At 69.0% G+C, this 8059-nt stretch carries 7 protein-coding genes and 1 tRNA gene (1 of these 8 cut by a window edge); 1 reads left to right on the forward strand and 7 read right to left on the reverse strand.

Translation table 11 applies throughout. The features are described 5' to 3' along the window. Window positions 1-74 precede the first annotated feature (74 nt). The 5 genes from AC1RRS_RS12555 to AC1RRS_RS12575 form a co-directional block, all read right to left on the reverse strand. Window positions 75-2798, reverse strand: a complete 2724-nt coding sequence (locus tag AC1RRS_RS12555) for a valine--tRNA ligase (RefSeq protein ID WP_492855464.1) — start codon at window positions 2796-2798, stop codon at window positions 75-77. A gap of 150 nt (window positions 2799-2948) precedes the next feature. After that, window positions 2949-3491 carry a pole-organizing protein PopZ gene (gene popZ / locus AC1RRS_RS12560; RefSeq protein WP_110121235.1) on the reverse strand — a complete coding sequence of 181 codons (543 nt, stop codon included), beginning with the start codon at window positions 3489-3491 and terminating at the stop codon, window positions 2949-2951. Between the two features lie 135 nt (window positions 3492-3626). Next, window positions 3627-5075, reverse strand: a complete 1449-nt coding sequence (locus tag AC1RRS_RS12565; protein WP_492855465.1) for a TolC family outer membrane protein — start codon at window positions 5073-5075, stop codon at window positions 3627-3629. A 125-nt stretch (window positions 5076-5200) separates the two neighbouring features. Continuing rightward, complete coding sequence (locus AC1RRS_RS12570) at window positions 5201-5773, reverse strand: protein-L-isoaspartate O-methyltransferase family protein (RefSeq protein ID WP_110121236.1); 573 nt, start codon at window positions 5771-5773, stop codon at window positions 5201-5203. Window positions 5774-5872: 99 nt separating this feature from the next. Further along, window positions 5873-6202, reverse strand: a complete 330-nt coding sequence (locus AC1RRS_RS12575; RefSeq protein WP_487288659.1) for a hypothetical protein — start codon at window positions 6200-6202, stop codon at window positions 5873-5875. A 175-nt stretch (window positions 6203-6377) separates the two neighbouring features. Here AC1RRS_RS12575 and AC1RRS_RS12580 point away from each other — a divergent pair, with 175 nt between their 5' ends. After that, window positions 6378-6809 (forward strand): hypothetical protein, encoded by a 432-nt coding sequence (locus tag AC1RRS_RS12580; RefSeq protein WP_487288661.1) that lies wholly within the window; start codon window positions 6378-6380, stop codon window positions 6807-6809. A 24-nt stretch (window positions 6810-6833) separates the two neighbouring features. Here AC1RRS_RS12580 and galE read toward each other — a convergent pair whose 3' ends face one another. Next, window positions 6834-7808 (reverse strand): UDP-glucose 4-epimerase GalE, encoded by a 975-nt coding sequence (gene galE / locus AC1RRS_RS12585; RefSeq protein WP_492855467.1) that lies wholly within the window; start codon window positions 7806-7808, stop codon window positions 6834-6836. A gap of 215 nt (window positions 7809-8023) precedes the next feature. Further along, window positions 8024-8059: transfer RNA gene (locus tag AC1RRS_RS12590), tRNA-Asn, on the reverse strand (it continues 139 nt past the right edge of the window).

Consider the following 8059-nt stretch of genomic DNA (forward strand, 5'->3'; position numbering starts at 1 on the left):
ACGGTTCTGAGAGACCCCTCACCCGACCCCGCTCCGCGGGGCCACCCTCTCCCGCAAGGGGAGAGGGATCGCAGTCAGGCCATCGCCGCCAGACGCTGCAAAGCCGCTTCCAGCTTGGCTTTCGCCGCTTCGGCTTCGGCCAGGCGTTCGCGGTTTTCGTCGACGACCTCGGGCTTGGCGCGGGCCAGGAAGTCGGGGTTGCCGAGCTTCTTGCCGGTCTTCTCGATCTCCGACACGTGGCCGGCGATCTCCTTGGTCAGGCGGGTCTTCTCGGCGGCGACGTCGATGAATTCGGCGACGCCGAGGGCGCCCGTCGCTTCACCCATCACCACCGGCGCCGTGCCGGCAGGCGCGGCGTCGGCCAGGGAGATCTCGCCCAGGCGGGCCAGGCTGAGCAGCAGGTCGCGGTGGCGCGACAGGCGGCCTTGGGTGCCCTCGCCCGCCCCGACCACGGCCAGGGCCGGCTTGGCCGACGGCGGCACGTTCATCTCTGCGCGCAGCGAGCGGATCTCGCCGACCGTGTCGACCAGCCAGCCGATCTCGGCGGCCGCGTCGGCGTCGATCCAGCTTTCCGGCAGCTCGGGCCACGAGGTCGAGATCAGCATGGCCTGGCGGGCCGGACCGCCCTCCTCCGCCGTCTTGTCCCACAGCTCCTCGGTGATGAACGGCATCACCGGGTGCAGCAGGATCAGGATCTGGTCGAGCACCCAGGCCGTGGTGGCGCGGGTCTCGGCCTTGGCGGCCTCGTCCTCGCCATTGAGGATCGGCTTGGCCAGCTCCAGGTACCAGTCGCAGAAGACGTTCCAGATGAAGCGGTAGAGGCTGCCGGCGGCTTCGTCGAAGGCCGGGGCTTCAAGCGCCTTGGTGACCTCGCCGAGGGTCTTGACGACCTCGCCGCGGATCCACTTGTTGATCGGCTGGGACACGGCCGCGGGGTCGAAGCCCTCGACACGGACGCAGCCGTTCATCTGGGCGAAGCGCGTGGCGTTCCACAGCTTGGTGCCGAAGTTGCGGTAGCCCTCGATGCGCTGCTTCGAAAGCTTGATGTCGCGCGCCTGGCCCGACATGGCCGTCAGGGTGAAGCGCACGGCGTCGCAGCCCAGCTCGTCGATCAGGGCGAGCGGGTCGATGACGTTGCCCTTGGACTTGCTCATCTTGGCGCCCTTCTCGTCACGGACGAGGGCGTTGATGAACACCTGCTTGAACGGGGCTTCACCCATGAAGTGAATGCCCATCATCATCATCCGGGCGACCCAGAAGAAGATGATGTCGAAGCCGGTGACCAGGGTGCTGGTCGGGTAGAAGCGGGCGACGTCCGGGGTCTTTTCCGGCCAGCCGAGGGTCGAGAACGGCCACAGGGCCGAGCTGAACCAGGTGTCGAGGACGTCTTCGTCGCGGTTCAGCACCACGTCGGCGCCGAATTGCTCGCGGGCGGCGGCGTAGGCGGCTTCTTCGGTCTCCTCGACAAAGATCGAGCCTTCCGGGCCGAACCAGGCCGGGATGCGGTGGCCCCACCAGAGCTGGCGCGAGACGCACCAGGGCTCGATGTTGCGCAGCCACTCGAAGTAGGTCTTTTCCCAGTGCCTGGGCTCGAAGACGGTTTCGCCGGTCTCGACGGCCTTCAGGGCCGGCTGGGCCAGGGTGTAGGCGTCGACGTACCACTGGTCGGTCAGGTAGGGCTCGATGACCACGCCCGAACGGTCGCCGTGCGGGACCATGTGCTTGGTCTTCTCGATCTCCTTCAGCCAGCCCTCTTCCTCGGCGCGGGCGACGATGGCCTTGCGCGCGGCGAAGCGGTCCATGCCCTGATACTCGGCCGGGACGGCGTCGTTGAGCTTGGCTTCGGGGGTCAGGATGTTGATGGCCGGCAGGCCGGCGCGCTTGCCGACGCCGAAGTCGTTGAAGTCGTGCGCCGGGGTGATCTTCACCGCGCCCGAGCCCTTGGTCGGGTCGGCGTAGTCGTCGGCGACGATCGGGATGCGGCGGCCGACGATCGGCAGGACGACGTCCTTGCCGACGAGGTCCTTGTAGCGCTCGTCCGACGGATGGACGGCGACGCCCGTGTCGCCCAGCATAGTTTCGGGACGGGTGGTGGCCACGACGATGTAGTCGCGTGTCTCAAATTGGGTCGGCTTGCCCTCGTCGTCGAAGGCGACCGGGTGCTCGTAGGTCACGCCATCGGCCAGCGGATAGGCGAAGTGCCAGTAGGCGCCGTCGACCTCCTTCTGCTCGACCTCGAGGTCGGAGATGGCGGTCTGGAATTGCGGGTCCCAGTTGACCAGGCGCTTGTCGCGATAGAGCAGGCCCTGCTTGTAGAGCTGGACGAAGACCTTGCGGACGGCGGCCGACAGGCCCTCGTCCAGGGTGAAGCGCTCGCGCGACCAGTCGCAGCTGGCGCCCAGACGGCGCAGCTGGTTGGTGATCGCCCCGCCGCTCTCGGCCTTCCATTCCCAGACGCGCTCGACGAAGGCGTCGCGGCCCATGTCGCGGCGGCCGATGTTGCCGGCGGCGGCCAGCTGGCGCTCGACCACCATCTGGGTGGCGATGCCCGCGTGGTCGGTGCCCGGCAGCCAAAGGGCGGCCTTGCCGCGCATGCGGTGGAAGCGGGTCAGCACGTCCTGCAGCGTGTTGTTCAGCGCGTGGCCAATGTGCAGGGAGCCCGTGACGTTCGGCGGCGGGATCACGATGACGAACGGCTCGGCGTTCGGATCCTCGCTCGGCTTGAAGGCCCCGGAGGCCTCCCAGGCGGCGTACAGGCGGGGTTCGACGGACTTGGGATCGAAGGTCTTTTCAAGCATGGCGGAGGGGATATGCCACTTAGCGCCGCCCCGCGAAACCGGGCGACGGGATTATCGGGGATTTTGAACGGGAAAAGGCGGCCGCCGGAGCGACCGCCTTCTCAATTTCAATGCGTCGGCGGCCGCCCTAGGGACGGTGCGACGCAAGCATCATACGCCGCGGCCGCGCGAGATCCGGTGGACCTCTTCCTCGACCTTGTTCTCGACGATGCGCGGCAGGTTGGTGTCCAGCCACTCCTTGAGCAGCGGGCGCAGCAGCTCGCGGACGACGTCTTCCAGCGTGCGGCCGTTGGCCGGCATCAGCAGGGCCGAGCTCAGGCTGCCGAAGGCGCTGGCGGCGAGGCCGGCGGCGTGGTCGCCGACCAGGGTCTCGGCCACTTCGTCGCGGTTGAAGGCCGGCGACGGCGGGGTGTAGGCCGGTTCCGGCGGCGGGGGCGGCGGCTCATAGGCCGGCTCCGGCTCGGGTTCCGGGGTGTAGACGTCGAGGTCGCCGAGCGTCTCGACCGGAGCCGGCGGCTCGATCGGGTCGGTCAGGTCGAGGACGTCGTCCTCGATCAGCGGCTCGGGCTCGGGAACCGGCTCGGGCGCGGGCGGCGGCGCTTCGGCCGCCGGAGCGTCGTCTTCGGAGATGATCCGCCGGATCGAGGCGAGGATCTCCTCCATCGTCGGTTCTTGAGAGCTCTGGTCGGACATGATGGGCTGGGCCGTATTAAAGGGCTACGAATCCTTGGCGTCCTGCAAGACGCGCACCACCGATGGTGCAGACTTGCACGGCTTAAGCAAGGCCAAGGATGGGCGAGGCGATGATTCGTCCAGGATTGGACGGACTTACTTACCCGGAGCGGGCGTCGCCACGGCCGGCGAGGCGATCTTGTCGAGCGCCTGCACGGCCGGCTCCCACGGCACCCACCCGAAGGCGTGGTTGACCTTGTCGTACGAGGTCTTGGGATCGTAGCGCTCGACGCCGGGGGCCAGCTTGGCGATGTCGAGCGCGCCCATGGCCTGCAGCACGCCGGTGCTGGCGACGTACTCGTCGCGGCGGGCGGTCACGAGGGCCAGTTCGGCGGCGCGCAGCTCCTGCTGGGCGTTGAGCACGTCGAGCGTGGTGCGCAGGCCGACCTGCTGCTCCTGGCGGACGCCCTCGAAGGCGATCTTGGTCGCCCTCACCTGCTCTTCGTTGGACACGAGGTTGGCGCGGGCGGCCAGCAGGGTGCTCCAGGTCGACGAGACCTGCTGCACGACGGTGCGCTTGGCGCCCTCGACGGCGATGCGGGCGGCGTTCTCGCGCTCGCGGGCGGCGCGGACGGCCGAGGCGTTGAGGCCGCCGGTGAAGATCGGCACGCGGGCGGTGATCGAGCCGGCGACGGCGCGGTCGTAGTCGCCGAACTGCTTGCCGGCGCCGTTCACCTCGCTGGCGTCATAGCCGAGGCTGGCGCCGGCCGAGACGGTGGGCAGGTAGGCGGCGCGGGCCGCGGCGACGTCGGCAGTGGCGGCCTGCTCGCTGTAGCGGGCGGCGACGACGGCCGGGTTGTTGGCTTCGGCGGCGTCGAAGGCCTGCTCGACGCTGGCCGGCAGCAGAGCGGCCAGCGAGGGTTCGGGCGCCAGGTCGGTCGGGTTCTGGCCGACGATCTGGGCGTAGCTGGCGCGGTCGACGGCCAGGTTGGCCTGGGACGAGGACAGGCTGGCCTTGGCGGCGGCCAGGCGCGCCTGCGACTGGGCCACGTCGGTGCGGGTGATCTCGCCGACCTCGAAGCGGGCGTTCGACTCGTCGAGTTGGCGGGTCAGGACGTTGACGTTCTCCTGGGCGATCCGGAGGCTTTCCTCGGTGCGGCGGACGTCGACATAGGCGGTGATGACGTTGGCCAGCACCGACTGCTCGACGCTGCGCAGGTCTTCACGGCCGGCCAGGACGGTCGCCTCGGCGGCCGACAGGTTGGCGCTGGCCTTGCCGCCCGTATAGAGCGGCTGCGACAGCGAGACGGTGGCGCCGCTGCCGCTGGTCTTCAGGCGATCCAGACCCGCCGAGGTAGTGTTGGCGTAGTCGGTGCGCGAAGCCGAGATGTCGGCGGTAGCGCTGACGGTCGGACGGAAGCCGGTCTTGGCCTGGACGACGGTCTCGTCCGTGGCCCGCTGCACCGCGCGCTGCTGCTGCAGGGTCGGATTGGTCTGGTACGCCAGGGTGACGGCGTCGGTCAGCGTCTCGGCGTTCGCGGCCGAGGCCATGAAACCCATGCAGCAGGCGGCGGCCAGCAACCCGGCCCGACGGCTCTTCGACATCCCGTTCTTCCCCAACACACCCGAAGCTCTCGCTTCAATACCAGCGCTGTAAGGCCGGCCGTCAACCGTCGCTAGTTAAGCTTTTTTCACGCAGGCGTTGTGCGCCCGCGTGAAAAAGGCCCGGATCAGAACGCGAAGCCGGCCTCGACCGGGAAACCGGCCAGGAGCGACGGCGTCGAATCGAACACCGGACGACCCGCCACGCCGTCTTCGGCGCGGACATAGAGCGTGGCGCGGCCGACCGGCCCCTGACGCTCGACGACGCCCAGACGGCCGTGCAGGGCGAGCGCCCCGGTCCACGAGGCCGGCGCCTTCGGCACGGCGCCTTCGGTGACGATGACATCGTATTCGCCGGCCGGAACGGCGGTCAGGTCGTCGCCGTCGAGACGGGTGACGGCCAGGCCCATGGTCTCCAGCACCACAGCGGCGTACGGCGCGGCGATGACCAGGGCCTTCTCGCCGGCGCGCGGCTTGATGATCTGCAGCAGCTTGCCGATGTCGCGCGGGCGCATCAGCGTGCGGCCCGGCGCGTATTCGACTTCGGCGTCGGCATAGGCCAGGTAGGCCTTGCCGGCGGGCACGAGGTTTTCGCGCGGAACCACACGCAGGGCGTCCTGCAGCGGCAGGTCGGTCACGTCGGCGGTGCGGATCTGGCTTTCCACCATGTTCAGGCGGGCGGCCGCGAAATCGGAGCTCATGGACTTCCTCAGAAAGCGGTTCGACAGGCTTATAGGTCCGCGTCTCGTCGGAAGGCAATCAGCCGCTTGCATTACGCATGCAAGGCGTTCGGCGTCGCGTCAGACCCCTTCGCCGAGCAGGCGGCGCAGCTGGTTGACGGCCGGACGCATCAGCGGACAGACCGTGGCGGCCGTGGCCAGGGGCGGGCCGAGCACGGCGGCGCGGGCGGCGTCGTTCTCGCAGAGCTGCACGGCGATGCGGGCGATCAGCGCCAGATCCGGTTCCAGCAAGGCGGTGCGCTGGTCGATCAGGCGGGTCAGGTAACGCGGGTCGGCGTCGTCGGGATAGCTTTCGATGGCTTCCTCGACGCTTTTGAGCAGCACCTCGATGCGGCTTTCCACGCCCACGGCGGTGGCGGCCTCACGCAATCTGGCTTCGATCTCACTCATGCCCAGCCGCGCCCCCGCGTACGCCTTCCCCTGAATTCGGCGGCCCGTATGGCGCAAAATCGTCGTTAACGCCTCCCCCAAAAGCATACTGTCCCCAAAATGGGGACATGGTGAATTTTGCTGGCGCGGCGACTCAGCACCACGGTTAATCGGGCCAAGGGCTTCAGGGGACGGTATGGGCACGGATGTTCGGCGCGCGGTTGTCCGCCTTTCGGCGGGTTATTTCCTGCGCTCGCTGGATGTCGCCAAGGGCCTGCACGGCAACGACCCAGTCCGGGCCATCGTCTTCACCACCATCTGGGTGGCCAACACCGCCCATATCCGCCCCAACATGGGCTTCGACGCCAAGGAAAAGGTGGTCCAGGACGCCCTGCGCCGCCCCGTGACGGTGGTGCAGATCGCCGACTCGCTGGTCATGCCGGCCGAGACGGTGCGCCGCCACGTCAGCGGCCTGATCGCCGACGGCCTGTGCGTGCGCCACGGCCGCAAGGGCGTGACCATTCCGGCCGAGGTCTTCGCCCGCCCCGAGATGCTGGCCAGCCTGGACCAGCAGCACCAGTACACCGAGACCTATTATCGCGAGCTGCAGAAGCTGGTCGAGGCGTAGGCTCGCCGGATCACGGGGCGGGGCTCAGCCCTGCGCCGCCTCGAACCGCATGGCGTCGGCGATCATCGTTTCCAGCGAGCGCGTCGGCCGCCAGCCGAGGTCGGCGGCGATGCGGGAGATGTCGGCCACCAGGGCCGGCGGGTCGCCCTCGCGACGAGGGCCGTAGCCGTAGGGGGCCGGCTTGCCGGCCACGGCCTCGGCGGCCTTGATCAGCTGCAGCACCGAAGCCCCCTGCCCGGCCCCGACATTGTAGGTGTCGCCGCACCCGCCCTCGATCAGGTGACGCAAGGCCAGAACGTGGGCGTCGGCCAGGTCGGTGACGTGGACGTAGTCGCGGACCGCCGTGCCGTCGGGCGTGGGGTAGTCGTCGCCGAACACGGTGAGCGGCCCGGCGCGGCCCAGCATGGCGCGGCACAGCAGCGGGACCAGATGGGTCTCCGGCTCGTGGCGCTCGCCGATCTCGCCGTCGGGATCGGCCCCGGCGGCGTTGAAATAGCGCAGGACGGTGACGTTGAGGCCGTAGGCCGGCTCCATCCAGCGCAGGGCGTCTTCCAGGGCCAGCTTGGTCGAGCCGTAGGGATTGATCGGCCGAGTCGAGTGGCTCTCGGGGATGGGCGAGACCTCGGGCGCGCCGTAGACCGAGGCCGTCGAGGAGACGACCAGGGGCGCGACGCCGGCGTCAGCCAGGGCCTTGGCGAAGATCACCCCGGCGGTGAGGTTGTTGTCGTAGTACTTGGCCGGATCGCGGTTGCTCTCGCCGATCAGGCTGTGGGCGGCGAAGTGGATCGCGCCCTTGATGTCGTAGCGGGCGACCAGCTCGGTCACCAAAGCCTCGTCGCGGATGTCGCCCTCGTGCAGCGGCCCCCACTTCACGGCGTCGGCGTGGCCCATGACCAGGTTGTCGAGCGTGACGGGGCTGTAGCCAGCGGCCGCCAGGGCCTTGCAGGCGTGAGACCCGATATAGCCGGCGCCGCCGGCCACGAGAATCGAACCGGACATCGATTGGGACATCGATTGGGAACTGGACACCGGGCCTCTTTCGCCGCCCGCGATCCTGGCGCGCGAGCGTCACTGCATGTCGCCGAACCTTGCGCCGGCCGCAACCCCAAAGCCTTGGCCATGGAGCCCACGGACGCGCCGCGTCCGGATGATCAGGCGAAGGCGGAGGGGGAAATCTTCCTGACGGCGAACCCTTCGAACGGTCGAAGGGAGAGTGGCTCCGCGGGTAGGATTCGAACCTACGACCAGCA

The sequence above is a fragment of the Caulobacter sp. GW821-FHT12A07 genome (genome assembly GCF_058807655.1).

Bases quoted from the DNA above. Each gene is read 5' to 3' on its own strand.
- AC1RRS_RS12555 (WP_492855464.1), bottom strand. From the start codon at position 2,798: ATGCTTGAAAAGACCTTCGATCCCAAGTCCGTCGAACCCCGCCTGTAC.
- popZ (WP_110121235.1), bottom strand. From the start codon at position 3,491: ATGTCCGACCAGAGCTCTCAAGAACCGACGATGGAGGAGATCCTCGCC.
- AC1RRS_RS12565 (WP_492855465.1), bottom strand. From the start codon at position 5,075: ATGTCGAAGAGCCGTCGGGCCGGGTTGCTGGCCGCCGCCTGCTGCATG.
- AC1RRS_RS12570 (WP_110121236.1), bottom strand. From the start codon at position 5,773: ATGAGCTCCGATTTCGCGGCCGCCCGCCTGAACATGGTGGAAAGCCAG.
- AC1RRS_RS12575 (WP_487288659.1), bottom strand. From the start codon at position 6,202: ATGAGTGAGATCGAAGCCAGATTGCGTGAGGCCGCCACCGCCGTGGGC.
- AC1RRS_RS12580 (WP_487288661.1), top strand. From the start codon at position 6,378: ATGGGCACGGATGTTCGGCGCGCGGTTGTCCGCCTTTCGGCGGGTTAT.
- galE (WP_492855467.1), bottom strand. From the start codon at position 7,808: ATGTCCGGTTCGATTCTCGTGGCCGGCGGCGCCGGCTATATCGGGTCT.